Origin of the sequence: Streptomyces iranensis, from assembly GCF_017874715.1 — a bacterium.
Taxonomy (GTDB): domain Bacteria; phylum Actinomycetota; class Actinomycetes; order Streptomycetales; family Streptomycetaceae; genus Streptomyces; species Streptomyces iranensis.
Genome location: NZ_JAGGLR010000034.1, coordinates 99,292 through 123,671 on the forward strand (window position 1 = coordinate 99,292; position 24,380 = coordinate 123,671).

Below are 24,380 nucleotides of genomic sequence, written 5' to 3' on the forward strand. Positions count from 1 at the left end.
CCATACCCGTGCAGCGGAACCACTGGCTGGATCGGTACGTTCCCACCCCTCTGAGCAGGGCTTGTAACTGAACGCGGGAGTAGACCAGGCGGTCCGCGCGGCGGCACCGAACACGGCCCTGACACCTCACGATCCGGTCAGTTACGGGGCCCGGCCGCCGAAACCGCCCCTGAGCGCCGCATCGGGCGGCCACCAGGCGCCTTTTTCATGTGAAGAGTTTCACGAACTTTCTCGGAGGCGGCTCGCGGAGGGCCTCCGAGGGGGGTTCCGCAGCCGCTCATGCGTTGTCCCGGCCGCTCAGGCGATGCTCCAGACGAGCCCGTCGAGGATGTCGTGCTCACTCACCACAACCTCCTCGGCACCGGTCCTTTCCATGATCGAAAGCAGGATGAGCGCCCCCGCCCCGATCACATCGATCCGCCCCGGATGCATCACCGGGATCTCCGCCCGCTCGGCGTGGCCGGAGCCGAGCAGCCTGCCCGTGATCTCGCGGACCTGGCCGAGGGTGATCCGGGAGTGGTGGATCGCGGACGGGTCGTACTCCTTCAGACCCAGCGCGATCCCGGCCACGGTGGTGACCGAACCGGCCAGCCCGACCAGTGCGTGGCCGTCCGCGGGGCGGCAGGCGCGGCGGAGCGGCACGGTGCGCTCGGCCAGGTCCAGCGCCCGCTCCACATCGGCCCTTATGGCGGCGATCTGATCCTTCGTCGGGGGATCGGTGATCCGGCCGTCCACCACCAGATGGCGCTCGGTCAGCCGGACACAGCCGATGTCCACGCTGCGGGCCGCCCGCACCCCCTCGCCGCCCTCGACGAACTCGGTCGAACCGCCGCCGATGTCCACCACCAGGTACGGCCCGGCCATATGGTCATGGCCGGTGAGCTCCTTGGTGGCCCCGGTGAAGGAGAACTCCGCCTCCTGGTCCCCGCTGATCACCTCGGGCTCCACGCCCAGGATCTCCACGACCCCGCGCACGAACTCCTCGCGGTTCTCGGCGTCCCGGGAGGCGGAGGTGGCCACGAAGCGGACGCGCTCGGCGCCCAGCTCACGCACGACCTCCGCGTACTCGCGGCAGGCGGCGAAGGTGCGCTCCAGCGCCTCCGGGGCGAGCCGGCCCGTGCGGTCCACGCCCTGGCCCAGCCGGACGATCTTCATCTGGCGGTCGAGCTCGATCAGCTCCCCGGTGGCCGGATCGGCGTCCGCCACCAGCAGCCGGATCGAATTGGTGCCGCAGTCCACGGCGGCGACGCGGGTCATGCGCTCTCCTCCCGGCTCGGGGCATCGGTCCCGCAGGGGCTCACACACGGGCCCTTGCGCCACCACTCCGGCAGCATCGCGATCGCCTCGTCCCCCAGCGGATTGACCCCGGGGCCGGCCGCGAGAGAGTGGGCCACCAGCACATGCAGGCACTTCACCCGGTCCGGCATACCGCCCGCGCTGGGGAAGCCCTGGAGCACCTCGATGGTGTCGCGGCGCGCGATGTAGTCCTCGTGGGCGGCGCGGTAGGCGGCGGCCAGCTCGGGGTCGGTGCCCAGCCGGGCCGTCATCTCCTTCATCACGCCCTCGGCCTCCAGCGTGCCGATCGCGGACGCGGCGCGCGTACAGGTCAGGTAGTAGAGGGTGGGGAAGGGCGTACCGTCCTCGAGCCGCGGCGCGGTCTCCACGACATCCGGATTGCCGCAGGGGCAGCGGTGCGCGATCGCACGCAGACCCCGGGGCACGCGGTTCAGCTGCTCCCGTACGGCGTGGATGTCCGCGTCGGTGGGCGCTGTGGGCTCCGTCTGGGGCGGGGGCGTATCCATGAGTGGGAAAGTTCTTCTTCTTCGTGTCGATTCGAACGCCGGGTTGGGCCGGCGGCCGGAGCGCGGCGCCTCAGCGGCGCACGCTGCCCGCCCCCGCCGCGTCCGCCGTGTCCACGGCGTCCCAGAGGTTGGTGTACCAGGGGCGGCCGGCCGCGCCCTGGTCGGTGGAGCGCTCGGTGGAGCCGCCGCCGTCCACCACGCTGTAGCCGGTCTCCCCCGGCATCAGGAAGTGCAGCCGCTCCCGGGCCTGCTGCTCGGTGTAGGCGGGGTCGCGCAGCCGGGCCTTCCGCTCCCGCAGCTTCTTCACGTCCTCGCGGGCCCGCTGGGCCTCGTGCCGCTGCTCGGCGATGTCGGAGCGCTGGGAGATGTACTGCCGCATCGGATAGGCGAGCGCCACGACGAGGGAGCAGACGACCAGCGCGAGCAGGGCGGCCCGGCCGGTCAGCCGGCCGCGGCGGCGCTTGGTGCGCACGCGGTAGACCCGGGCGGCGGCGTGCTCGCCGAGCGCCTTGAGCCTGGTCGCGGTGGAGAACCGTTCCCGATCCGCCGGCACGTCGCCTCCCCGGTGATGACTTCGCTTGGGTAACGCCGCCGAGCGACGCCGTCCCCGGCCACGGTACGGGACCGTGGCCGGGGACAGGCGTCAGACGTGTCCGCTCAGCCCTTGAAGCGCGGGAAGGCGGAACGGCCCGCGTACACCGCGGCGTCGTCGAGGATCTCCTCGATGCGCAGCAGCTGGTTGTACTTGGCCACCCGCTCGGAGCGGGCCGGGGCGCCGGTCTTGATCTGGCCGCAGTTGGTGGCGACAGCCAGGTCGGCGATGGTGACGTCCTCGGTCTCACCGGAGCGGTGCGACATCACGCACTTGTAGCCGCTGCGCTGGGCCAGCTCGACCGCGTCGAGGGTCTCGGTCAGCGAGCCGATCTGGTTGACCTTGACCAGCAGGGCGTTCGCGGTGTCGCTGTCGATGCCGCGGGAGAGCCGCTCGGGGTTGGTGACGAAGAGGTCGTCGCCGACCAGCTGGACCTTGTCGCCGAGCTGCTCGGTGATGGTCTTCCAGCCGTCCCAGTCCTCCTCGTCCAGCGGGTCCTCGACGGAGACCAGCGGGTACGCGGCGACCAGCTCGGCGTAGTACGAGGTCATCTCGGCGGCGGAGCGGGACTGGCCCTCGAACTGGTACGCGCCGTCCTTGTAGAACTCGGAGGCGGCGACGTCCAGCGCGAGCGCGATGTCCTGGCCCGGCTGGTAGCCGGCCTTCTTGACCGCCTCGAGGATCAGGTCGAGGGCCTCGCGGTTGGAGCCGAGGTTCGGCGCGAAGCCGCCCTCGTCGCCGAGGCCGGTGGACAGGCCGCGCTCCTTCAGCACGGACTTCAGGGTGTGGTAGATCTCGGCGCCCCAGCGCAGGGCCTCGGAGAAGGACTCCGCGCCTACGGGCACGATCATGAACTCCTGGATGTCCACATTGGAGTCGGCGTGCGACCCGCCGTTGAGGATGTTCATCATCGGCACCGGCAGCAGATGGGCGTTCGGGCCGCCGAGGTAACGGAAGAGGGGGAGGTCGGACGCCTCGGAGGCGGCGTGCGCGACGGCGAGGGAGACGCCGAGGATCGCGTTGGCACCGAGCGAGGACTTGTCCGGGGTGGCGTCCAGGTCGAACATCGCCTGGTCGATCAGCCGCTGCTCGGTGGCGTCATAGCCGACCAGCTCGGGGCCGATCTGCTCGATCACGGCGAGGACGGCCTTCTCCACGCCCTTGCCGTTGTAGCGGTTTTTGTCGCCGTCACGGAGCTCGAGGGCCTCGAAGGCGCCGGTGGAGGCGCCGGACGGCACGGCGGCACGGCCAGTGCTGCCGTCGTCGAGGCCGACCTCGACCTCGACCGTGGGGTTGCCTCGCGAGTCGAGGATCTCGCGAGCTACGACGACGTCGATGGACGGCACGAGGTTCTCCTTCGTATGGGTCAGCGGTAGCAGCACGAGCCTAACGGGCCGGGAGGGCTGCGCCCCGCGTTCGCCCGCCCCACGAGACAGGGGCGTGACACAAAAAGCCAGATTCGGGATCCGAAATCCAGATTTCGCATGCATTGCGAAAGCCCCGGCGGGGCGCGCCATAGGGGCGGCACGCCCGGCCGGGGCTCGTTCTCGGGGGCCGGCCTCGGGAGAGGTCCTCGGGAGAGGTCCTCGGGGAGTCCTCAGGCCGGGGCCGGGGCCGGGGCTCAGCGGAGGTGCAGCTGCTGGCCCGGGAAGATCAGGTCGGCCTGCTCCACGATGTCCTTGTTCAGCTTGAAGAGCTTCTTCCAGCCGCCCTTGACGTCGTGGGCCTTGGCGATCTTGCCGAGGGTGTCGCCGGACTTGACCTTGTACTCGCCGTCACCCTTCTTGATCGGGCCACGGGTCTGGTGCCGCGCGGCGTGCTCGGGCGCGGTGTGCGGCTGCGCCTTCGGCTGGGCCGGCTTGGCGGCCGGGGCCGACTTGGTGGTCGCCGAGGGCTGGTCCTGCGAGCCGGAGGGCGCGGACGGGGCGGACGGGCTGCCGCCGGAGGTCAGACCCTTGCCGCAGACCGGCCAGGCGCCCTTGCCCTGGCTGCCCAGGACCTTTTCGGCGATCTGGATCTGCTGGGCCTTGCCGGCCTTGTCCGCGGTGGGGGCGTAGGCCGTGCCGCCGTAGGCGGCCCAGGTGGAGCTCGAGAACTGCAGGCCGCCGAAGTAGCCGTTGCCGGTGTTGATCGACCAGTTGCCACCGGACTCGCACTGCGCGACCTGGTCCCACTGCGAGGTGGTGGCCGCGGAGGCGGAGGTCGCCCCGATGAGCGGTGCCGCCACGGCGGCACCGGCGAGACCGGTGAGCGCGGCGATACGGGTGGCCTTGGAGGGGCGGCGGTGCTTCCCGTTGGACTTCAGCATTTTGGTTCGTTTCCTCACCGACGCCTACGAGGTGAGCTGTCGGGTTCGGACGTGAGTTGCCCGGCCGGTCGCGATGGTCGCTCCCGGCTTCACCCCTAGCCGACAAGCCCGTATCCACAGGCCACTCGGCACCTACCTTGGGTCCCCCGCTCCTGCCTTCGGCGCTGACGCGTCGGTTCCCCCCGACCGCCGGCAGGATTCGGCGTGACGATCGACGGTGCCCGCGGTGGCGAGCGGAAAGACGTTAAACACACCTTCCAAGAACGTTCAAACACCCCAAGGACAGTGATTGGGGCTGTAATTGATCTCACCCGGCCCACATCCACGCAGGTGGGGCCGGGTGAGGAGGGATCGGACACGAGGTGCGCCCCGGAAAATGTGACGAGATGTATGTCTCACCGGGGCCAGATCGGGCAATTCCCCCCGAATCACCGCTCCCTGATGGTGAGGTCAAGTCGCTGACCAGGAATGATCAGATCGGGGTCGATCCCGATGAGGTCCTCGTTGGTTTCGTAGAGCCCTTCCCAACCGCGGGACACATTCTGGTGCTCGGCGATCCCTGACAGGTTGTCACCGGGGCGAACAGTGTAATCCTCGTCCGTGGAGTCCTCGTCCTGGTCCGAAGCGCCACGCGAGGCATGGCGCCCGGAGGGCCGTGCGCTCCCCCCGTCGGCGTCGTCGGCCCGCTCCCCGGCGTCCGGGGAGCCGCGGTGGCGGCCGGAGGAGTCCGCCGAGGGGCTCTTGGAGCCGTCCGACGCCGAGGGGCGGTCCGAGTCCGAGGGGCTGTCCGACGCCGGGTCGTCCGACGCCGGGTCGTCCGAAGCGGAGCCGTCAAGACCGTCGGGGGACTTGGAGGTGTGGGGCGCCCCCGACTCCTCGGTCGACCCGGACGCGTCCGGCGCGTCCGGCTTGTCGGCGCTGTCGGACGCGCCCGAACGGTCCGCGTCCGAGGAGGAGCCGTCCCGCCCCCGGTCTCCCGGGTCGCCGTCCCCGCCGCGGCCCGTCCCCGGGTCCGGGGTGGCCGTGCTGCCGGGGTCCACATCGGGGGCGCCGCCGCCGTCGGTGAGCCCGGCGCCCAGCGCACAGCTCGGCCAGGCGTCGGGGCCGCGGTCGCCGAGGATCGTCTCGGCGACGGATATCTGCTGGGAGCGGCTGGCGAGGTCGGGGCGCGGGGCGTACTCCGTGCCGCCGTACTTCTTCCACATGTCGAGGGTCAGCTGGAGCCCGCCGTAGAAGCCGTTGCCCTCGTTGGCGCTCCACATACCGCCGCTCTCGCACTCGGCGACGTGATCCCATGTGGCGGTCGGGGCGGCCTGTGCGCCGGCCGCCCCGAAGAGGGGTATGGCGAGGCCCGCTCCCGTGACCCCCGCCGCGACGATGATGGCCGGGGCCTGACGGGGGCGACGGTGTCGACCATTACCGGAACGCATGCGATTGACCTCTCCTATGGCGCTATGGCCCTATGGCGACAAGGTTTGCCGGTGAACATAGCGAGGGCACTCGATCATCACAAGGCGATGTATCCGAGGTCACGCCATGGTCACACGGCTGACCATTCGTCACGTATGTCCGCCCGTACGGGCCTTGGGGGTCCCGGCCGCCCGGTTCGGGGGTCTCAGCCGTCCGCGGAATTCCAGGTCACCGGGAGCGTGCGCAGCCCGCGCATGATGAGCCCGCCGCGCCACCGCAGATCGTCCGGATCCTCCGCGAGCCGCAGTCCGGGCAGCCGCCGCAGCAGGGTGGCGATCGCGGTCTGGGCCTCCAGCCGGGCCAGCGGGGCACCCAGACAGTAGTGGATGCCGTGGCCGTAGCCGAGGTGCTGGTTGTCCCGTCGGGTGAGATCGAGGACGTCCGGCTCCGCGAACCGGTCGGGGTCCCGGTCGGCCGCGGCGAGCACCACCAGCACCGGCTCCCCCTCGGCGATGCGCTGCCCGGCGAGGGTGAGCGGCTCGGTGGCGAACCGCCAGGTGGCGATCTCCACGGGGCCGTCGTAGCGGAGCAGTTCCTCGACCCCGGCGGCGAGCAGCCGCTCGTCCCCTTCTTCCAGGGCCCGCTGCATGAGGGCGCGCTGCTCCGGATGGCGCAGCAGCGCGTAGACACCGTTGCCGATGAGATTGACGGTCGTCTCGAAGCCGGCGAAGAGAAGGATGAAGGCCATGGCCGCGGCCTCGTTCTCGGTGAGGTGCTCACCGTGGTCGCCGGCCCGGATCAGCCCCGAGATCAGATCCTCCCCGTCCTCTTCCTCCCCCCGCTCCGCGAGCTCCAGGCGCTTGCGGTGGATCAGCTCGCCCAGATACGCCCGGATCCTCTTCACGGCGCGGGCCACTCCGCCGCGCGGGCCGCCGCCGTGCCGGATCATCGCGCCCGCCCAGTCCCGGAAGTCGTCCTGGTCCTCGCGCGGCACCCCGAGCAGATCGCAGATGGCGTAAATAGGGAGGGGGAAGGCGAACTCATGGATGAGATCCGCCTCTCCCCTCTCTTCGAAGGCGTCGATGAGCTGATCGGTGAGGGTCCGCACCCGGGGGGCGAACGCGGCCACCCGGCGCGGGGTGAACGCCTTCGACACCAGCCGCCGCAGCCGGGTGTGGTCGGGAGGGTCGATATTGAGCAGATGTGTCATCAGCTCGGCGCGCCGTTCGCCCGGGATGCCCACCTTGCCCCTGGCGTGGGCCGCCGCACTGTGCCGCTGGGGGTTCTTCGAGAGCCGGGGATCGGCCAGCGCCCTCCTGGCGTCGGCGTAACGGGTCACCAGCCAGGCGTCCACACCGCTGGGCAGCGTGGTCCGGTGCACCGGGGCGTGGTCGCGTAGCCAGGCGTACGCGGGGTAGGGATCACTGGCGAACTCCCAGGTGAAGAGGGTGGGAGCGGAGCTGTCACGGGGCTGTTCCGACACCCCCCGACGATACCGGCGCGGGTCGCTCTCTCCCGGTCTGCCGGAAGTAACGGCAGACAAGAGAAATAAGGGAATAAGCAGAACAAAGAGAATAAGAGAGTCATGACCGGGATGAATGCCTGGTGGAATTCCCAATTCATCTCCACACACCCTTCACCACCCACACACAGCCGGGGTCGAATGCCCGGATATCTGATGGCTGGGACCGCCGTTCGGCGGATGCCCGCGCCGCCCCGTTACGAACCCCCGGGACACGCCCTGACGTCGGCCAACGCGGTGAACTGGCGGTGTGGCTGAAACGGCGTCAGATGATCGAATGGGACTGGGGCACATGCACGGGGCCCAGTGATACCGGTGATACGATCACCGCGCTTGCCAGGCGAGCCAAGGGCGCGTAAGACACACGGCGATCCGGCACATCACGCCGAGAGGATCCCCACTCTGAGGAGCATTATGCCGCCAGTCGGGCATACGGAGCCGTTCCGGCGCACCGACGCCTGTGCGCTGCCGTCGGCAAGACGAGTGCGATGTCCCCGGAACCCGCGGGCGCCGTACGGGCGCTGACTTACCGCCGCCCCGACCATTCCAGACGCATAACGCACCACACCTCCCTAAAGTCCCTGGCGGTCTAGTCGTTTAAAGAGAGTCTCAATGACGCAATATCTACAGGATCCAGCGCTCTGGGCCCTGATCGCTGGCACGCCTCTCGCCGCAACCACCATTATCCGCGGGCGAAAGGCAAGAGCGAATCTGCGCCAGGAGAAGGCGGAGCTAGAGAAACGTGCGGCCGACCTCGAGAACAATTACGCCGAGGCGGTGCAGGAGGCCCACAACCGTGCCGAAGAGGCCACCAAGAGCGCGCTGAAGTCCGCCATGCGTACCCTTCAGGGCCTCGCCAACGAGCAGCAGCTGGCCATCTCCAAGACACAGGACAAGTACGGCGAGCACCTGCTTCTCCAGGACCTCCTGGAGATCGACCACATGAACTCGCAGTTCGGTCGGCGTGCGCAGTCCATCGCGGTGCTCTGTGACGGCTGGCTGGGCCGGCAGCGAGCCGTCGCCTCCGTCTACGACGTGGTGCGCAGCGCCAAGGGCCGCATTCGTCACTACACCCGGGTGGAAATCCGCTCGCAGAGCAATTTCGCCCTGGTCAGCCGGGCCGTGGAACCGGTCGCGCTGGCGCTGGCCGAGCTTTTGGACAACGCGACCAGTTACTCCGCGCCCGACTCGCCCATCGACATCACCATTCGCACCGTCCCCAAGGGCGTCTGCGTCATCATCGACGACGCCGGCGTCGGTATGAACGAGGAGGAGAAGAACCGGGCGGACAAGCTGCTCTCGGCCACACACGCCACCGGTGTAACGGGACTGGGCAATCCGCCGCAGTTCGGTTTCGCGGTGATCGGTGTGCTCGCCGCGCGCTATGGCTTCACGGTGTCCGTCGATTCGGCCTCTCCGTACGGTGGTGTGCGCGCGGTCGTGCTTCTCCCCGAGGACCTTCTGACCAATATGCCCGAGCCGGAAGAGCAGCCGACGACCCAAGCTCCCGCAGCGGCCGAGCAGCCGGAGCCGAGTGGTTCCACCATGACCAGTTCCACCGTGGGCGGTTCCACCGCCGGGGGCCTGCCCAAGCGTCGCCGTAAGGGCGCGATTTCCATCGTCCCGAGAGCGGACGCCAATGCCGCGGCCCGGACGAGCGAGGAAACCGCATCGATCATGGGCGCGTTCCAGCGCGGCACTCAGTCCGGCCGCTCAGCAGCAACCCCGAACAGGGAAGGGCATGATCCTCAGTGAACAACGACCTGTCATGGATGCTTGAGAGCGCCCTGGAAGTACCAGGGGCTCGTCATGCGATCCTGGTTTCCGCCGACGGTCTGCTGATGGCCCGTTCTCAAGAGGTCAAAAAGGACGAGGCCGACACCGTCGCGGCGGCGATGAGCGGCATCCAGTCGCTGAGCCGCACCATGGCCGGCTTCTGCGGTGGCCCCCATATGACATGGCGCCAGACCCTGGTCGAGTTCGACGGTGGCTGGGTCTTCCTCATCTCCGCGGGTGAGGGCGCGTATCTGGCGGTCTCCTCGGCGCCGGATGTCGACATGGCCGACATCACCTTCCGGATGCAGCAGCTTGTCGGGCAGCTCGGCAAGGCGCTGAGCACACCACCTCGCGAAAACTCCGGAATTCAGGCATGACGGCGCCAGGCGAGCAGGAGCCCGAATCCGCTCAATTAGTGCGACCGTACGTCATCACCAACGGTCGAGGGCTTCCGGAGAACGACCAGTTCAACCTGATCACGCTGGTCACCGCCTCCGAAGAGAGACCCCCCAGCCATCTCGACCCGGAGAAGCGCGGGCTCCTGGAGCTGTGCTCGGGTGGCTACCTCTCGGTCGCGGAGATAGCCGGACACATGGGACTTCCGATCGGCATCGTGAAGGTCCTGCTGTCCGACCTCTCCTCGGACGGATACCTCGTCACCCGCGCACCCGCGCCTCCCGCGCAGCTTGTCGACGTTTCGCTCCTTCAGGAGGTGCTGGATGGGCTCCAGGCCCGTTTCGGATGATGACGTCTATCTGAACGAAGCGGTGCAGATCGCGGCCAAAATCCTGGTCGTGGGGCATTTCGCGGTCGGAAAGACGACGTTCATCGGCACCATGTCCGAGATTCCTCCGCTGCGCACCGAGGAGCGGATGACTCAGGCCGGAGCCCATATCGACGACCTCATGGGCACCCGGGGCAAGACCACGACCACCGTGGCCATGGACTTCGGCCGGCTCACGCTCAGCGACAGACTTGTTCTGTATCTCTTCGGCACGCCCGGACAGGAGCGCTTCGTCCAGGTGTGGGAGGACATGACTCGAGGGGCTCTCGGGGCACTGATCCTCGTCGATCCCGAACGGCTCAAGGAATCCTTCCCGGTGATCGACCTGGTGGAGCACTACGGACTGCCTTATGCGATTTCCGTCAACCACTTCGACGGCACGCCGGACCGCCCCGACGACGAATTGCGCGAGGCACTGGATCTGCTACCCGACACGCCTGTCGTCACCTGTGACGCACGTGACCAGAAGTCATCGGCCAATGCGCTGATGGCGCTTGTTCGCTACCTACAGGAACGTACCCGCTAGGAGCAAGTAATGACCCAATCGGACTTCCCGGCACCGCCACCGGGTTGCCCAGCCCACCGAGGTGGCGAGCGGGTACCGCTGCACGGGCCCGAGTTCGCGGCCGACCCGGAAGCCTTCTATACGCATCTGCGGTCGTATGGGCCGATCGCCCCGGTCGAGCTGTCCCCCGGTGTGAACGCCATGCTCGTCACGGACTACTCGGCGGCCCTCCAGGTGCTCCAGAACCCGGACTCCTTCGCCAAGGATGCCCGACGTTGGCGGGATTTCAACGAGGGCAAAATCCCCCAGAACAGTCCGGTTGTGCCCATGCTGGGATATCGTCCGAACTGTCTGTTTACCGACGGTGCGGAGCATATGCGGCTACGCCAGGCGGTAACGGACAGCCTGGCGGGGGTGGACCCGCACTGGCTGAGCCGCCATGTCGAGCAGGTCGCCTCGTATCTCATCTCCCAATTCAGTGCCCGCGGCACGGTCGATCTGCTCAACGACTACGCCAAGATGCTGCCGCTCCTGGTCTTCAACGAGCTTTTGGGCTGTCCGCCGGAAATCGGTGACCGACTGGTCTTCGGTACCTCGGGGATCTTCGACGGCGGGGTCGACGCGGAAAAGGCCAACGAAGAGTTGACCCAGGGCCTCATCGAGCTCGTTTCGCTCAAGCGGCGACAGCCGGGTAACGACGTCACGTCCCGGCTGATGCAACATGCCGCCAAACTGAGCGACGAGGAGATGATTCATCAGCTCGTCATGCTCATCTCGGCGGGTACCGAACCACAGCGGAATCTCATCGCCAACGGCCTCTGCCTGATACTGACCGACGAACGGTATTCGGGCGGTGGGCTGCTGGTGGAGGACGCCATCGACGACGTCCTGTGGAATCAAGCCCCGATGGCGAACTATGCCCCGCACTATCCGGTACAGAACACGGAATTCGGCAACGCCCAACTCGATGCCGGTGATTTGATTCTCATCAGCTTCGCTGCGGCAAATACGGATCCCAAGCTTTCCACGTCCCGCCAGTTCCTGAGCAAGCGGGCCCATCTCGCATGGAGCGCGGGACCGCATGCCTGCCCGGCCAAGGACCCCGCTCAGCTCATCGCCGTGACGGCCATCGAGAAGCTGCTCAACCAGCTCCCCGACATCGAGCTCGCGGTGCCGGTGGACAGCCTGACCTGGCGTCCGGGCCCGTTCCACCGAGCGCTTGCCGCACTGCCCGCCCGCTTCGTCCCGGTGCAGCCGCAGCGGTCCGCCGCAGCCCCGCCCGAACAGCGGCAGACTCCTTCGGCCACCCCGCACAGCCGTCCCCAGACAAAGCCGGAGAAGGGTAGCTGGTGGAGCTCCTTCCTGGCCTGGTGGAAGGTGTGATGTTGTCCACAATTCGAACTTATTTCGCCCTGAATGAATGTTCAATCACGGGGGTAGAACCAATCGCGGATTCGCGTGATCCATACATCACTCTGGGTAATCCGCACGAAATAAGATAAATGGCGACCCGGGGTATGTGGACTTGAAGGAGTCATTGTGGAATCTGTCGCTGCCGGCACCATGGTCGACCGACGTTCCGTGGTTTCACTCATGTCCCGCCTGCGCTCATCGCGTGGACAGTCGAACCCCTACCCCATATACGCGAAACTCAAAGCGATGGGAGATGTCGTACCCGCACCCTGGGGCGGCTATCTCCTCCTCTCCCATGACATCTGCGATCACGTGTTGCGCAGCAAGAAATGGGCGACTTTTGATGCTGAATGGCGGGCGCGGCAAGGCCCTGGAAATCGCTGGACCGCGCCCGCCGCTCATATGCTCAGCCAAACTCTCCAGGGGCTGAATCCGCCGTTGCACACTCTCCAGCGGAGGTCCCTGGGGAACATCTTCGACACCAGCACTCTGGAGTCCCTTCGGGGCCCCGTCTCACGCATCGCCGATACGCTGCTCGACCGGCTGGCCGAGCAGCTGCGCACCACCAAGGAAGCGGATTTCGCTACCATGGTCGGCGAAGAAATGCCAGCGGCGACAATCAGCCACTGGCTGCGCCTTCCGCACTCCGATCACGACCTGCTCAAGTCCCTGACGCACGGTCAGGCGTACGCCCAGGAACTCCTGCCCTCCAAGAGCCAACTGGCCCAGGCGAACGAGGCCGCAGGCGGTCTACGCGAGTATTTCACCCCGGTCATCCGGGAGCGCCGAAAGGCCCTTGGCAACGATGTCCTCTCCGACTGGATCCGGGTCTGGGACGAGATCGAGCCGGACCGCGCCGTCGCCGACGAAACCCTGTACCACCTGGTGATGTTCATCGTCATCGCCTCGCTGGAGACCACCTCGACCCTGCTCTCCAACATGGTGTGGCTGCTCGATCAGCACCCCGGGACCCTGGCCTGGCTGCGGTCCCACCCCGAGCAGGTGCCACAGGCCGTCGAGGAAGTGCTCCGCTACGACCCGCCGATCCATCTGACCACCCGGGTCGCCACCGAGGACACGGTCCTCTCCGGCTTTCGCATATCGAGAGACGAAGTGGTGCACGTGATGCTCGCCGCCGCCAATCACGACCCGGACCACCACACCGACCCCGACACCTTCGACATCACCCGCGCGGGAAGTCACCTCGGTTTCGGTGGCGGAATCCATTACTGCATCGGAGCGGCCCTGGCCCGCTTGGAGGCCACAGTTCTGCTGGAGTCCCTCATCAGGCGTTTTCCGACCCTCCGGGTCACCACTCCTCCGGTCTGGGAGCCCCGGGTCGCCTTCCGGCGACTCACCGCGCTCCATGTGACCGAGCGCTGAAAGACGCCGAACGCGAGGACTGCCATGTTCAAGGACCGCAAGACCCTGCACATCACCGGCAACGGACCCGAACTACGAGTGGAACTCAACAGTCCGGAAACTGGCAACGCCATCAGCGAGGAGATCCTCGACGACCTTCTCGCGGTGCTGGAGGAAGTGCACGATCGGCCGGAAATACGGGTGGTCGTACTCTCCGGTGCCGGCCCCGATTTCTGCCTGGGCGGAGACCGCCGGGAATTCACCGGACAACTGGCCGACGACCCCACCGCATCGAGGCTGCGGACCATCGGCGGCAAGGCACGCAGAGTATGCGACGCGCTCGCCACCACCACCGCCGTGACCATCGCCCGGCTGCACGGACAGGTCATGGGGGCCGGTCTGGCCCTCGCCCTCTTCTGCGATCTGCGCATCGGCGCGTCCGACAGCCGCTTCCGCCTGCCCGAGCTGGCCCTCGGCATCCCGGCCGCCTGGGGCGGTTCGCTGCCACGGCTGCTGCACGAGGCGGGCGCCGCCAGGATCCGCGAGCTGATCCTGACCGGGAACAGCTTCGACGCCGCCCGTGCGGAACAGCTCTCCGTTCTCCACCGAGTCGTGCCCGAAATCGAACTGGACGACGCGATCGACGAGTGGTCCAGACCCGTGATACGGCGCTCGGCCGCGGCCCTGCGCGCTACCAAGACGTTGTTGAACTCCTACTCGGCCGCCTCCCGACTCGGCGACACGACCTTGCTGGACGCCGAATTGCTGACGGCCGTGGTCGCGGCCGGACGCGAGAAGTCCGAGCGCCGGAGGTAGGGATTCGCCGCCGGTTCACGGCCGGCGCTCAACCATTGCCGAACGAGCCGCTGCCGCCCTCGCGCCAGTTGGGCCGGTCCTCGGTACCGCGCTTGCCGGAGTCGCGGGTCCCGGGGCCGCCCAGCTCGGACGGGAACCGGCGGCTGCCGTCCCGCTGCAGCTCATCGGGCTCGCGGTTCTGGGTGACATAGCCGACGCTGTCCTGGTCGTCCTGGTGCCCCGGGCCACGGCCCGCCGCCCGCGCCTCGTGGTCGGCCTCCTGGGCCTTCTGCCAGGAACCGGCGCGGCGCTGCGGCTGCTGGGGCGGAACCGGCTCACGGGCCCGTAGCCGTATCCCCCACCACACGGCCCCGAAGCACAGGATCACGACCACCAGCCCGACGATGAACGGCCCCGTCCCGACCAGCAGGTCCCGGGTCACGGCGAGATCCTCGGTGTACGTATCCATGGCGGCCGGGTACCCGGACCCGACCGGATATCACTCCGGCCCCTCGGGGTCACACCCGGCCCCGCGGCACCGCCGGGCGTCACCGGGGAGCCGCGCGTCACCGGGGAGCCTCGCGCCGCCGGGGAGCCCCCGCGTCACCGTGCCGCGGACCCCTCCGCCGCGGACCCCTCCGCCGCCCGGATCGCGTCACGGTAGGCGCGGGCCGCCGCGCGCAGCGCCGCCTCCGGGTCCACGCCGTCCGCCTCGGCGCGCACCGCGAGCGCCAGCAGCTCATAGCCGATGCCCGCCCCGTCCGGCAGGGCCACGTCGAGCCCGGCCATCCGGGCGCGGAAGGCCAGCTTGGCGGTCAGCGCGAGCGAGGGCTGACCGAGCGGCACCCCTTCGGTGACCGAATCGCGCCGCTTCTCGGCCGCCTTGGTCCGCAGCCAGTGGCGCCGGACGTCCTCCGGGGTCTCGGCGGCCTCGTCGCCGAAGACATGCGGATGGCGGTGGATCAGCTTGTCCACGATGCCGCCCGCCACATCGTCGATCGAGAACGGGTGCTCGGGGTCGTCCTGGGCGATCCGGGCGTGGAAGACGACCTGGAGCAGCACATCTCCGAGCTCCTCGAGCAGCGCCTCGCGGTCGCCTTCTTCGATGGCCTCGACGAGTTCGTACGCCTCCTCGATGCCGTATTTGACCAGCTCCTCGTTGGTCCGGGTGCCGCTCCACGGGCACTCGGCGCGGACCCGATCCATGACCTGCACCAGATCGAGCAGCCGCGCGCCCGGCAGATCGTAGGAACCGGGCAGCAGCTCCAGGTCCGGCATCGCCTCGCGGCCGGATCCGGCCAGTCGCGCCAGCCCGTCGGTCAGCTCGGACTCGCCCTCGGCCGAGGTGATCACGACGGCCGTGCGGCCGCCCTCCGCCACGCAGTAGTCGACCAGCTCGCGCGCGCCCGGCGCGGCGCCCGGCTCCACCTCGACGCCCGCATCCCGCAGATAGGGCAGCTGCGGATGGTCCGGATCGCCGGCGAGCACCCGGTGGGCACCGCGCAGCGCCTGCCAGGCGGGCCAGGACAGCAGTCCGGGCGCCACCCGGTGACTGGTGGTGAGGAGGACGATGCGCCCGGTGGGGGCGGCGGCGTCGGCGGGGACGGGCGAGTCGGGTGCGGTCACCCTTGCAACGTAACTTACGCCTGCTCGGGGGTACCGCCGGAGGTGCGCAGCCAGGCCTCCTTGGCCAGGACGGCGGTGCCCTGGGTGTTGTCCCACTTTCCGTAGCGGGGGTTCACCCGGATGTCGAGCGCCTTGGAGGTCTGGGTGAACACCTCATTGACCTTGGAGGTGCCCAGCTTGCGCAGCAGCGCGTTGCGCGTGAGGTCCATCCGGACCGCCTCGTCGATCCCGCCGGGCGCGATGCCCTGCTGGAGATACAGGGCGCGCAGGGCGGTGGCCCCGCCGCTCTGCTTCTCGGCGGCGGAGCGGGCGCGCTGGACCTCGCGGCGGCTGGGGCTGATCCCGTTGTCCTTACCGGCCCGCTCGATCACCCGGAACTGGATCATCCGGATCAGTGTGTCCTGGTTCAGCCGACCGCTGCCCGCGACCATCTGGGCCGCCCTCGGGTCGCTGCTCTGGGCCTGCCGGACGGCCTTGACCTGCGCTTGGAGCTGGGACACGGTGATCCGGCCACCGTCCAGGACCGCCGCGGCACCGGGCCGCGGGGCATCGCCGCACGCGGTGATCAGCGGCGCGGAGAGCAGCAGCGCGGACGCGGCGGAGACGGTGAGCGCAGTACGGCGGCGGATCATTGAGCCTCCCGGCAGAGATCGTGCGGCGCGACAAACGATCTGGCGTTGATCGATGGTATGGAGTCGGCGCGGCCTAGGCCACTGATTGGACAACGATTCACCACGGTCTTGGTCAGCCTCCCGGCCGCGCCCGGCCTCGGCAGGCTAGCGCGCGGGCAGTTTCGTGCCGGGGCAGCCGCCCAATACCCGCCGCATCGCGCCCTTCTCGGCCCCGGTCACCCACAGCCGGTACGTCTTCTTCACCGCCACCTGGTGCGCCACATAGTCACAGCGGTACGCCTTGTTGGGCGGCAGCCAGGTCGCCGCGTCGCCGTCGCCCTTACGGCGGTTGGCGGAGGCGTCCACGGCGATCAGATTGAGCCGATCGTTGGCGAACTCCAGGCGCCTGTCCCGATCCCATTTCCGGGCGCCCTTCTGCCAGGCGTCCGACAGCGCGACCACATGGTCGATGTCCACCTTGCTGTGGCCCCGGACGAACCGGACGTCGCGGCCGGTGTACGGATCGTCGGTGAGCGTGCCCGAGGTGACCAGGCAGTGGCCGTCGCGGAACCTCACGTCCTCAAGGTCGCGCTTGAGGATGTCATCGCGGGTCCCGCAGCCGTTGTCGTCGGTGTCCACCCACGAGCTGCCGAACTCGCTCCGCTCGTAACCCGTCTTCGGCGCACGGCCCTTGACTGTGAGCGAGGACACAGCCGCCAGGGCCGAGCCGGACGCCGCGGGCCGACTCGGACCGCCTCCGCCCTCGTCATCGCCCTTGCCGTCCTGGTCACCGGCCTTGCAGCCGCCGACCGCCAGCAGCGCGGCCAGCACCGCCGCGGAACTTCGCATCGGTATGCGAAACCGTCCCTGCAACCTTCCCGCCCCCTTCGCGTATCTTTTCGCACAGACCGCCCACACGATAAGGACCCTGGATGGACACGGCCGCAACCGCTCCGCCCGGCACCGGCGCCGAGGGGGCGACCGCCGTCATCAGGGGGCGTACCCGGCTTCTCACGAGGGCAGGCGTACTGCGGCAGCCGCGGGCCGATCCGTACTGGCTGGCCCTCGCCCTCTTCGCCGCCTTCACGGCGCTGTCGGTCTGCCGCTACCGCCGCATGGCCACCATGTCCTGGGACCTGGGCATCTTCGAGCAGGCGATACGGGCGTACGCGCACTTCCAGGCGCCCATAGCCGATCTCAAGGGCCCCGGCGCCAATATCCTCGGCGACCACTTCAGCCCCATAACGGCCCTGCTCGGCCCCGTCTACCGGGTCTTCCCCGGCCCGGTCACCCTGCTGGTCGCGCAGGCGGCGCTGTTCGCCGTCTCCGCCGTCCCCGTCACCCGCGTCGCCGCCCGGCTGCTGGGGCGCGGCCGGGGGCTCGCGATCGGCATCGCCTACGGGGTGTCCTGGGGCCTCCAGCGCGCCGTGGACTTCGACTTCCACGAGATCTGCTTCGCCGTTCCGCTCATCGCCTTCTCCCTGGAGGCGGTGATCCGCAGGCGCTGGTACGCCGCGCTGCTGTGGGCCGCCCCGCTGGTCTTCGTCAAGGAGGACATGGGCGCCACGGTGGCCGCGCTGGGCGCGGTCGTCTGGATCCGGGCCCGGCGCGACCCGGCGCGCGGCCCCCGCGCCGTCCCGCTCGCCGTCGCGCTGATGGGCTTCGGCGTCGCGGTCTCGGCGCTCGCGCTCGGCGTCGTCATCCCCGGCTTCAACGGCGCCGGCTCGTACGACTATTGGGACAAGGTCGGCAGCGGCGGTGACCAGACCGGCACGATCCCGTTCGGCACCGCGCTGCGCACCCTGCTGTGGATCCTGCTGCCGACCACCGGGCTGCTGGCGCTGCGCTCCCCGCTGCTGCTGGCCGCCGTGCCCACCCTCGGCTGGCGCTTCCTCTCCCACGACGACCACTACTGGGGCACCGACTGGCACTACAGCGCGGTGCTGATGCCGGTCGTCCTGCTGGCCCTGGTGGACGCCCTGGACCGGGTCCGCGACACCCAACGGGCCTGGCTCGCCTCGTACGCCCGTCAGCTGCCCGCCGCGGTGTGCGGCGCGGCCCTGGCGCTGTCGTCCTCCATGCCGCTGTACGGCCTCACCCAGGGCGCCACATACGACAAGTCCCCGCAGACGCGGGCGGTGGAGCGGCTGCTGGACCGGATCCCGGACGGGGCGACGGTGGAGGCCAACGTCGGGCCGATAAGCCGGCTCACCAGCCGCTGCCGGGTGCTGTGGGTCGGCGCCACGCAGGACATACGGCCGGACTACATAGCCCTCCAGGAGCCGCCGGAACGCACCGAGCGGCAGGTGATCGAGTACGCCGGGCAGCTCCACCCGGGCAGCTCGTACACGCCCGTGGGCTCCACGTCGGGGTACTTCGTCCTCAAGCGGGGCTAGGGTCTGTCCGGCTAGGGGTTGTCCGGCGGACCGTGCCGCCTGCGGCGGGCTGCTCCCCTCCCCGCCCCTTCCCACAACTGGGACTCCGCCCCAGACCCCGCTCCTCAAACTCCCCCAGCTACCGCTGGGAGGTGCCCCCTGAGGGGCTGGAAGGCATGGGCTTCGGGGCGATCAGGGCGAACGGCGCCCCCTGCGGATCCTTCACCAGCGACATCCGGCCCGCGACCATCTCGTACGGCGGTCGGAGGACCGTGCCGCCCCCGGCCGACACTTTGGCCGAAATGCGGTCGGTGTCCTCGACGGCGAAGTAGACCAGCCAGTGCGGGGGCACCTCCGGCGGCATCCCCTCCCGCAGCGGCTGGAGCCCGCCGACCGTGCGGCCGTCGACGGAGAGCGCGAAATAACCCTCGGCGCCCTCGCCCTCCATGGGGGTCGACTCCACGCCCAGCGCCTCCGCGTAGAAGGCCGAAGCCGCCTCCCGGTCGGTGGTGTTGAGCTCGTTCCAGATCAGCGTCCCCGCCTCGTTGACGAGGCCCGCGCCGGTGAAGCCGAGCGGCTGCCAGACGCCGAAGACGGCTCCCAGCGGGTCGGCCGCCACCAGCATCCGCCCGAGGTCCATCACCTCCATGACCGGCATCAGCACGGTGCCTCCGGCCCGGCTGATGGACTCGGAGGTGGCCTGGGCGTCGGCGGAGCAGAAGTAGGTGGTCCAGACGGTCGGCGGCGGTGCCTCCTCGCCCATCGACTGCGCGGACATCACCCCCGCGACGGGTTTGCCCCTCAGGGTCCAGGTCGCATAGCCGCCGGTCTCCGGAGGGCCGACCTCTCCCTCCCAGCCGAACAGCCCGGAGTAGAAGTCCAGGGCGGCCTGTTGGTCGGGGACCATCAGATCGATCCAGCAGGGCGTTCCGGGCTGATAGGACGTGACTTCGGGCATGGGGCCGCCTCCGTATCGCCACTTCCGGCCGCGCGCGGCCGGTACGGGATGCCCCCATGGCCCATTCTCCTCCGGCCCCGGCATCACGCCACTCGGCACGGACCGCTACCGCGCGCACCGGTTCGCCGACGGGCCGTGAACGCGGCACACGGCTTCCCGGCCGCCCCGCAAAGGCGCCGCACAAAGCCGGGCGGCGGCCGGCCCGAAGGCCGACCGCCGCCCGGCGGTGGTGAGAAGAGGGTGTGTCAGGCGCTGCCGACGGCGCTTCCGGCCACCCACTGGCTCCAGTCCATGTTCCATCCGTTGAGGCCGTTGTCCGGCTGGACGGTCTTGTCCTTGGAGTTCTTCACGATGACGACGTCACCGACCTGGGAGTTGTCGTAGAACCAGGCGCCGTCCGTGTTGGGGTCGCCCGCGCCCTTGGTGTCCGACAGACCGACACAGCCGTGGCTGGTGTTCTGGCTGCCGAAGATGGACTTCGCGCCCCAGTAGTTGCCGTGGATGAAGGTGCCCGAGGTGGACAGCCGCATGGCGTGCGGCACGTCCTTGATGTCGTACTCACCCTTGCCGTCGTCGTCCGTGAAGCCGACCGTCGCACCGTTCATCCGGGTCTCCTTGAACTTCTCGGAGATCACCATCTGACCGTTGTAGGTCGTGTTGTCGGGGCTGCCGGCCGAGATCGGGATGGTCTTGAGCAGCTTGCCGTCGCGGACGACCTTCATCTCCTTGGACTCGGCGTCCACCGTGGAGACCTGGGAGCGGCCGATCTTGAAGTTGACCGTCTTCTCCTGGACGCCCTTGACACCGGACGACGCCTCGACGCCGTCCAGGTCCAGCTTCAGGGAGACGGTCGAGCCCGCCTTCCAGTAGTCCTTGGGGCGCAGGTCGAGCCGGTTGCCGCCGAACCAGTGGCCGACCACCTGCTGGCCGCTGCTGGAGGTGACCTTGATGTGGGACTCGACGTCCTTCTTGTTGGTCACCGCCTTGTCGAACCGGATGGACACCGGCATGCCCACGCCGACCGTGGAGCCGTCCTCCGGCGTGAAGTTGCCGATGAAGCTGTTGGAGGGCGAGACGGTGGTGAAGGACGAGTTCTCGGTCGCCTTACGGCCCTTGGAGTCCTCGGCGGACGCCCTGATCTTGTACTGAGTGGCCCGCTCCAGCTGCCCACTCGGCTTCCAGGACGTCTTGTCGGGCGATATGGTCCCGGCCACGGTGCTGCCGGTCGCCGCGGACGTCATCGTGACGGAGGTGAGCTTGCCCTCGCTCACCGTGACCTTGGTGTCACTGTTGATGCCCGCGTTCGTCGCACCGGCCTTCGGCGTGATCTTGATGTGGGCGTCCGACGCGTCCTTGGCCGCCGCCTCGTCGACCTGCGACTGCGACTTTTGCCCGTCGTTCTTTGCGTCGTCGCCGCCGCCATCCCCGCCGCACGCGGCGAGAGTGAGTACGCCGCCGAGCACGGCGGCCACGGCCACCAGCCCCTTACGGCGCTTGCCGTCCGTCATCACACGCTTCTCCATTTGACCTGGATCTTGATCTGGACCCCAGAAACCCCGGACCTGCCCGATAAGAACGCCTGTACCTTTTGGCCGGTTCCACGCACAGTGAAACTGTGCGCAAGACCACTTGGCGAAGGCGCCAGTCAAGCGTAAGACCCGCCGGCACCGGACCCGCACGGCTCAGCCGTCTGCGTCACCCGGAATCCGGCCCTCCGGGCTCAATCGTCCTCGTCCAGGTCGGCGAAGGCCCCGGACCACTCGGCGGAGCGAGGATCGTAGTCGACGTGCTCGCTGCTCCAGGACGCCTGGGCCAGCTCAACCCCCGGCACCTCCTCCACCAGCTCGAACGGCTCGACCAGATAGGCCAGCGCCTCGGCCTCGTCCGACTCCACCATGCGGCGTGCGTGGCCCCGCTCCTCGGCGGCCATGGACTCATCGCCGTCGATCCGCTCGTACGCCGCGCGCCGTAGCCGGTCCGCATCGGCGATCTCGACCACGAGCTCCACACGAAGCCGGACAAAATGCGATGTCTCGGTACTCGTCATGCGACGGAGGTTAGGGGGCCGACCCGTCTCGCTTCCGCACGACCCGCAGTTGTCACTACGATCGGCGCACGGGGTCAATTTGCCGCAGCCTCAAGGAGGATGCCATTGAACGCACGCCGACCGCTGCTGACCGCCGCCGCTGCCGGTTCGCTGCTGTGCGCCCTGTGGTTCGTCCCGTCCGCCAACGCCACCGTGGAGGACCCGGGATCATCATCGGCGTCCTCGCGGACCTCCGAGGGCTCGCCCGGGGCCGGGCCCCGGACGGAGGCCGTGCCCGACGGGGATCTGGCCGACACCGGAAGTGTGGACGTCACCCCGTATCTCTTCGGCGGCACGGCCTTTCTGGGGCTGGGTGTGGCGATGGTGACCGCCTCCGTGCGGCGCACCCGCCCGGAGGCGTACTGACCCTTTCCCTCGGGGGCCGTGTCGGGGGCGTACCGGCCCCCGGCCCGGTTCAGTCCAGGGGACCGGTCACCGACTCCACGGCCCCGATCAGCTCTCCGGATCGTACGAACGCGTCCGCCGCCGCCAAGTCGGGCGCCAGATAGCGGTCCTCGCCCGGCCCCTCGACGCCCGCCCGGCGCACCGCCGTCAGCACCGCCCGGCTCGCGGGCGCGGGCTCCAGACCCTGGCGCAGCTCGATGCCCCGGGTGGCGGCGACCAGCTCGACGGCCAGGACGCGGGCCAGGCTGTCCACCGCCGTACGCAGTTTGCGCGCCGCCGACCAGCCCATCGAGACATGGTCCTCCTGCATCGCGGAGGACGGGATGGAGTCGACCGAGGCGGGCACCGCGAGCCGCTTCATCTCGCTCACCAGCGCGGCCTGGGTGTACTGGGCGATCATCAGCCCCGAGTCCACGCCCGGGTCGCCGGCCAGGAAGGGCGGCAGGCCGTGGGAGCGGTTCTTGTCCAGCAGCCGGTCGGTACGGCGCTCGGCGATCGAGGCGAGGTCGGCGGCCGCGACGGCCAGGAAGTCCAGGACGTACGCCACGGGCGCGCCGTGGAAGTTGCCGTTGGACTCCACCCGCCCGTCCGGCAGCACCACGGGGTTGTCCACGGCGGAGGCCAGCTCGCGCTCGGCGACCAGCCGGGCGTGCGCGAGGGTGTCCCGGCCGGCGCCCGCGACCTGCGGGGCGCAGCGGATCGAGTACGCGTCCTGGACGCGCGGCGCGTCGTCCTGGTGGTGCCCGGTGAGCCCCGAACCCGCCAGCACCCGCAGCATATTGGCGGCGCTGGCCGCCTGCCCCGGGTGGGGGCGGATGGCGTGCAGCTCGGGCGCGAGGACGCGGTCCGTGCCGAGCAGCGCCTCCAGCGAGAGGGCGGCGGTCACATCGGCGACGGTGAACAGCCGGGCGAGGTCGGCGCAGGCCATGATCAGCATGCCGAGCATGCCGTCCGTGCCGTTGAGCAGCGCGAGCCCCTCCTTCTCGCGGAGCTCGACCGGCTCGATGCCGTGCTCGGCCAGCAGTTCGGCGGCGGGCCGCACGGTCTTGTCGGGCCCCTCGGCCTCGCCCTCGCCGATGAGCGCCAGTGCGCAGTGGGACAGCGGCGCCAGGTCGCCGGAGCAGCCCAGCGAGCCGTATTCGTGCACGACGGGGGTGATCCCCGCGTTGAGGAGCGCGGCCATCGTCTCGACCACGACGGGCCGGACGCCGGTACGGCCGGACGCGAGCGTCTTCAGCCGCAGGAACATCAGCGCCCGCACCACCTCGCGCTCCACCCGCGCGCCCATGCCGGCGGCGTGCGAGCGCACGATGTTGCGCTGGAGCTGGGCGCGGAGCTCGGGGCTGATGTGGCGCACGGCCAGCGCGCCGAAGCCGGTGGAGACGCCGTAGACGGGCTCGGGCTTGGCCGCGAGGTCGTCGATCACCTGTCGCGCCGCGGAGATGGCGGCGAGCGCCGCCTCGGAGATCTCGATCCGCGCGGTGCCGCGGGCTACGGCGATGACATCGTCGGCGGTCGTTCCGGACGTCCCCACCACCACAGTGTGCATATCCATATTCAGGCACCCTAGAGAGTGAATCCCTGCCTGTCACCCTGTTGTCCGCTGTCTCTGTCCCCACCCCGCCCCTTCCCGAACCGGGACTCCGCCCCGAACCCCGCTCCTCAATCGCCGGAGAGGCTGAAACGAGCTCCCACCCCTGCGCCGGGCCCCAGGGTCGGGAGCCCCGGCGGGGGCCGGGGCTCAACCGCGGTTAGGGCCGGGGCTCAACCCCGGTGAGGGCCGGGGCGCAACCGCGGTGGGGGCCGGGGGCCTGCCCCGGCGGGGGTCGGGGCTCAGCCGCGGTGGGGCCCGGGGGCCTGCCCCCGGATTCGGGAAGGGGCGGAGCGGGGGACTGGCCGCGCCACAGCCCCGCGGAACTCGGGGACCGAGCGCCAGCGGGGGCCGGGGCCCAGCCCGGTCACGTCCGCTGGAGTGGTGTATCGACGGCCACTCGGTGATCCGTTGTTGAGGCTATGCAGTGAGTTCGGTGGGCAGGTCGGGTTCGTCGGT

Annotated in this window: 24 protein-coding genes and 1 riboswitch; of the genes, 9 read left to right on the forward strand and 15 right to left on the reverse strand. The window is 69.4% G+C overall.

The window, feature by feature from the left end; all coding sequences use genetic code 11:
* Positions 1-297: 297 nt before the first annotated feature.
* The 7 genes from J2Z30_RS44360 to J2Z30_RS44390 all read right to left on the reverse strand — a co-directional run bounded on the left by J2Z30_RS44360 (position 298) and on the right by J2Z30_RS44390 (position 7,595).
* Positions 298-1,257: a Ppx/GppA phosphatase family protein gene (locus J2Z30_RS44360; RefSeq protein ID WP_044574232.1), complete on the reverse strand. Its 960-nt coding sequence runs from the start codon at positions 1,255-1,257 to the stop codon at positions 298-300.
* A complete protein-coding gene (locus J2Z30_RS44365) occupies positions 1,254-1,802 on the reverse strand; it encodes a DUF501 domain-containing protein (RefSeq protein WP_044574229.1) in 549 nt (182 codons plus the stop codon). The genes J2Z30_RS44360 and J2Z30_RS44365 overlap by 4 nt, the downstream gene beginning before the upstream one ends.
* A gap of 70 nt (positions 1,803-1,872) precedes the next feature.
* Entirely contained in the window at positions 1,873-2,355 is a 483-nt protein-coding gene (locus J2Z30_RS44370) for an FtsB family cell division protein (RefSeq protein ID WP_044574226.1), read from the reverse strand.
* Between the two features lie 104 nt (positions 2,356-2,459).
* Positions 2,460-3,740, reverse strand: coding sequence for a phosphopyruvate hydratase (gene eno, locus J2Z30_RS44375; protein WP_044574223.1), 1,281 nt, complete (start codon positions 3,738-3,740; stop codon positions 2,460-2,462).
* A gap of 275 nt (positions 3,741-4,015) precedes the next feature.
* Positions 4,016-4,702 carry a LysM peptidoglycan-binding domain-containing protein gene (locus tag J2Z30_RS44380; protein WP_044574220.1) on the reverse strand — a complete coding sequence of 229 codons (687 nt, stop codon included), beginning with the start codon at positions 4,700-4,702 and terminating at the stop codon, positions 4,016-4,018.
* 6 nt (positions 4,703-4,708) lie between these two features.
* Positions 4,709-4,876: riboswitch (cyclic di-AMP (ydaO/yuaA leader) on the reverse strand.
* Between the two features lie 254 nt (positions 4,877-5,130).
* On the reverse strand, positions 5,131-6,132 hold the full coding sequence (locus J2Z30_RS44385) for a LysM peptidoglycan-binding domain-containing protein (RefSeq protein WP_044574217.1): 1,002 nt from the start codon (positions 6,130-6,132) through the stop codon (positions 5,131-5,133).
* A gap of 185 nt (positions 6,133-6,317) precedes the next feature.
* Complete coding sequence (locus tag J2Z30_RS44390) at positions 6,318-7,595, reverse strand: cytochrome P450 family protein (protein ID WP_044574214.1); 1,278 nt, start codon at positions 7,593-7,595, stop codon at positions 6,318-6,320.
* A 651-nt stretch (positions 7,596-8,246) separates the two neighbouring features.
* On the opposite strand from J2Z30_RS44390, the gene J2Z30_RS44395 reads away from it, so the two are divergent.
* From J2Z30_RS44395 to J2Z30_RS44425, 7 genes are all read left to right on the forward strand, one after another.
* Positions 8,247-9,389, forward strand: a complete 1,143-nt coding sequence (locus J2Z30_RS44395; protein ID WP_044574211.1) for a sensor histidine kinase — start codon at positions 8,247-8,249, stop codon at positions 9,387-9,389.
* Positions 9,386-9,787: a roadblock/LC7 domain-containing protein gene (locus J2Z30_RS44400; protein WP_044574208.1), complete on the forward strand. Its 402-nt coding sequence runs from the start codon at positions 9,386-9,388 to the stop codon at positions 9,785-9,787. The genes J2Z30_RS44395 and J2Z30_RS44400 overlap by 4 nt, the downstream gene beginning before the upstream one ends.
* The gene (locus tag J2Z30_RS44405; RefSeq protein ID WP_044574205.1) at positions 9,784-10,155 is read left to right on the forward strand and encodes a DUF742 domain-containing protein; all 372 of its coding nucleotides are present in this window, start codon (positions 9,784-9,786) and stop codon (positions 10,153-10,155) included. The genes J2Z30_RS44400 and J2Z30_RS44405 overlap by 4 nt, the downstream gene beginning before the upstream one ends.
* Positions 10,130-10,720 carry a GTP-binding protein gene (locus tag J2Z30_RS44410; RefSeq protein WP_044574202.1) on the forward strand — a complete coding sequence of 197 codons (591 nt, stop codon included), beginning with the start codon at positions 10,130-10,132 and terminating at the stop codon, positions 10,718-10,720. Before J2Z30_RS44405 ends, J2Z30_RS44410 begins: the two co-directional genes overlap by 26 nt.
* Before the next feature lie 9 nt (positions 10,721-10,729).
* A complete protein-coding gene (locus J2Z30_RS44415) occupies positions 10,730-12,082 on the forward strand; it encodes a cytochrome P450 (RefSeq protein WP_044574198.1) in 1,353 nt (450 codons plus the stop codon).
* 276 nt (positions 12,083-12,358) lie between these two features.
* Positions 12,359-13,495, forward strand: coding sequence for a cytochrome P450 (locus J2Z30_RS44420; protein WP_044574195.1), 1,137 nt, complete (start codon positions 12,359-12,361; stop codon positions 13,493-13,495).
* Between the two features lie 24 nt (positions 13,496-13,519).
* Positions 13,520-14,290, forward strand: a complete 771-nt coding sequence (locus J2Z30_RS44425; RefSeq protein WP_044574192.1) for an enoyl-CoA hydratase/isomerase family protein — start codon at positions 13,520-13,522, stop codon at positions 14,288-14,290.
* Positions 14,291-14,318: 28 nt separating this feature from the next.
* Here the strand turns inward: J2Z30_RS44425 and J2Z30_RS44430 are convergent, their stop codons facing one another.
* From J2Z30_RS44430 to J2Z30_RS44445, 4 genes are all read right to left on the reverse strand, one after another.
* On the reverse strand, positions 14,319-14,738 hold the full coding sequence (locus tag J2Z30_RS44430) for a DUF6479 family protein (protein ID WP_044574189.1): 420 nt from the start codon (positions 14,736-14,738) through the stop codon (positions 14,319-14,321).
* A 134-nt stretch (positions 14,739-14,872) separates the two neighbouring features.
* On the reverse strand, positions 14,873-15,895 hold the full coding sequence (locus J2Z30_RS44435) for a nucleoside triphosphate pyrophosphohydrolase (RefSeq protein WP_044574186.1): 1,023 nt from the start codon (positions 15,893-15,895) through the stop codon (positions 14,873-14,875).
* Positions 15,896-15,909: 14 nt separating this feature from the next.
* On the reverse strand, positions 15,910-16,527 hold the full coding sequence (locus J2Z30_RS44440) for a SurA N-terminal domain-containing protein (protein ID WP_044574182.1): 618 nt from the start codon (positions 16,525-16,527) through the stop codon (positions 15,910-15,912).
* A gap of 144 nt (positions 16,528-16,671) precedes the next feature.
* A complete protein-coding gene (locus J2Z30_RS44445; protein ID WP_044574179.1) occupies positions 16,672-17,355 on the reverse strand; it encodes an HNH endonuclease family protein in 684 nt (227 codons plus the stop codon).
* Between the two features lie 83 nt (positions 17,356-17,438).
* Here J2Z30_RS44445 and J2Z30_RS44450 point away from each other — a divergent pair, with 83 nt between their 5' ends.
* Positions 17,439-18,902: a DUF2079 domain-containing protein gene (locus J2Z30_RS44450; RefSeq protein WP_044574176.1), complete on the forward strand. Its 1,464-nt coding sequence runs from the start codon at positions 17,439-17,441 to the stop codon at positions 18,900-18,902.
* Positions 18,903-19,020: 118 nt separating this feature from the next.
* Here J2Z30_RS44450 and J2Z30_RS44455 read toward each other — a convergent pair whose 3' ends face one another.
* The 3 genes from J2Z30_RS44455 to J2Z30_RS44465 all read right to left on the reverse strand — a co-directional run bounded on the left by J2Z30_RS44455 (position 19,021) and on the right by J2Z30_RS44465 (position 21,886).
* Positions 19,021-19,839, reverse strand: coding sequence for a VOC family protein (locus J2Z30_RS44455; RefSeq protein ID WP_044574173.1), 819 nt, complete (start codon positions 19,837-19,839; stop codon positions 19,021-19,023).
* Between the two features lie 245 nt (positions 19,840-20,084).
* Positions 20,085-21,362: a L,D-transpeptidase gene (locus J2Z30_RS44460; protein WP_044574170.1), complete on the reverse strand. Its 1,278-nt coding sequence runs from the start codon at positions 21,360-21,362 to the stop codon at positions 20,085-20,087.
* Positions 21,363-21,559: 197 nt separating this feature from the next.
* Positions 21,560-21,886 (reverse strand): hypothetical protein, encoded by a 327-nt coding sequence (locus tag J2Z30_RS44465; protein WP_044574166.1) that lies wholly within the window; start codon positions 21,884-21,886, stop codon positions 21,560-21,562.
* A gap of 99 nt (positions 21,887-21,985) precedes the next feature.
* Here J2Z30_RS44465 and J2Z30_RS44470 point away from each other — a divergent pair, with 99 nt between their 5' ends.
* Entirely contained in the window at positions 21,986-22,291 is a 306-nt protein-coding gene (locus tag J2Z30_RS44470; RefSeq protein ID WP_044574162.1) for a hypothetical protein, read from the forward strand.
* Between the two features lie 49 nt (positions 22,292-22,340).
* Here J2Z30_RS44470 and hutH read toward each other — a convergent pair whose 3' ends face one another.
* Positions 22,341-23,879 (reverse strand): histidine ammonia-lyase, encoded by a 1,539-nt coding sequence (gene hutH / locus J2Z30_RS44475; protein ID WP_209469109.1) that lies wholly within the window; start codon positions 23,877-23,879, stop codon positions 22,341-22,343.
* Positions 23,880-24,380: the final 501 nt, after the last annotated feature.

Excerpts from the sequence above, each read along its gene's own strand:
- J2Z30_RS44430 (WP_044574189.1), bottom strand. The coding sequence starts at position 14,738 with ATGGATACGTACACCGAGGATCTCGCCGTGACCCGGGACCTGCTGGTC.
- J2Z30_RS44440 (WP_044574182.1), bottom strand. The coding sequence starts at position 16,527 with ATGATCCGCCGCCGTACTGCGCTCACCGTCTCCGCCGCGTCCGCGCTG.
- hutH (WP_209469109.1), bottom strand. The coding sequence starts at position 23,879 with ATGCACACTGTGGTGGTGGGGACGTCCGGAACGACCGCCGACGATGTC.
- J2Z30_RS44360 (WP_044574232.1), bottom strand. The coding sequence starts at position 1,257 with ATGACCCGCGTCGCCGCCGTGGACTGCGGCACCAATTCGATCCGGCTG.
- J2Z30_RS44470 (WP_044574162.1), top strand. The coding sequence starts at position 21,986 with ATGCCATTGAACGCACGCCGACCGCTGCTGACCGCCGCCGCTGCCGGT.
- J2Z30_RS44405 (WP_044574205.1), top strand. The coding sequence starts at position 9,784 with ATGACGGCGCCAGGCGAGCAGGAGCCCGAATCCGCTCAATTAGTGCGA.
- J2Z30_RS44410 (WP_044574202.1), top strand. The coding sequence starts at position 10,130 with ATGGGCTCCAGGCCCGTTTCGGATGATGACGTCTATCTGAACGAAGCG.
- J2Z30_RS44365 (WP_044574229.1), bottom strand. The coding sequence starts at position 1,802 with ATGGATACGCCCCCGCCCCAGACGGAGCCCACAGCGCCCACCGACGCG.
- J2Z30_RS44450 (WP_044574176.1), top strand. The coding sequence starts at position 17,439 with ATGGACACGGCCGCAACCGCTCCGCCCGGCACCGGCGCCGAGGGGGCG.
- J2Z30_RS44460 (WP_044574170.1), bottom strand. The coding sequence starts at position 21,362 with ATGGAGAAGCGTGTGATGACGGACGGCAAGCGCCGTAAGGGGCTGGTG.
- J2Z30_RS44385 (WP_044574217.1), bottom strand. The coding sequence starts at position 6,132 with ATGCGTTCCGGTAATGGTCGACACCGTCGCCCCCGTCAGGCCCCGGCC.
- J2Z30_RS44445 (WP_044574179.1), bottom strand. The coding sequence starts at position 17,355 with ATGCGAAGTTCCGCGGCGGTGCTGGCCGCGCTGCTGGCGGTCGGCGGC.
- J2Z30_RS44425 (WP_044574192.1), top strand. The coding sequence starts at position 13,520 with ATGTTCAAGGACCGCAAGACCCTGCACATCACCGGCAACGGACCCGAA.
- J2Z30_RS44420 (WP_044574195.1), top strand. The coding sequence starts at position 12,359 with ATGGGAGATGTCGTACCCGCACCCTGGGGCGGCTATCTCCTCCTCTCC.
- J2Z30_RS44415 (WP_044574198.1), top strand. The coding sequence starts at position 10,730 with ATGACCCAATCGGACTTCCCGGCACCGCCACCGGGTTGCCCAGCCCAC.
- J2Z30_RS44395 (WP_044574211.1), top strand. The coding sequence starts at position 8,247 with ATGACGCAATATCTACAGGATCCAGCGCTCTGGGCCCTGATCGCTGGC.
- J2Z30_RS44455 (WP_044574173.1), bottom strand. The coding sequence starts at position 19,839 with ATGCCCGAAGTCACGTCCTATCAGCCCGGAACGCCCTGCTGGATCGAT.
- J2Z30_RS44465 (WP_044574166.1), bottom strand. The coding sequence starts at position 21,886 with ATGACGAGTACCGAGACATCGCATTTTGTCCGGCTTCGTGTGGAGCTC.
- J2Z30_RS44380 (WP_044574220.1), bottom strand. The coding sequence starts at position 4,702 with ATGCTGAAGTCCAACGGGAAGCACCGCCGCCCCTCCAAGGCCACCCGT.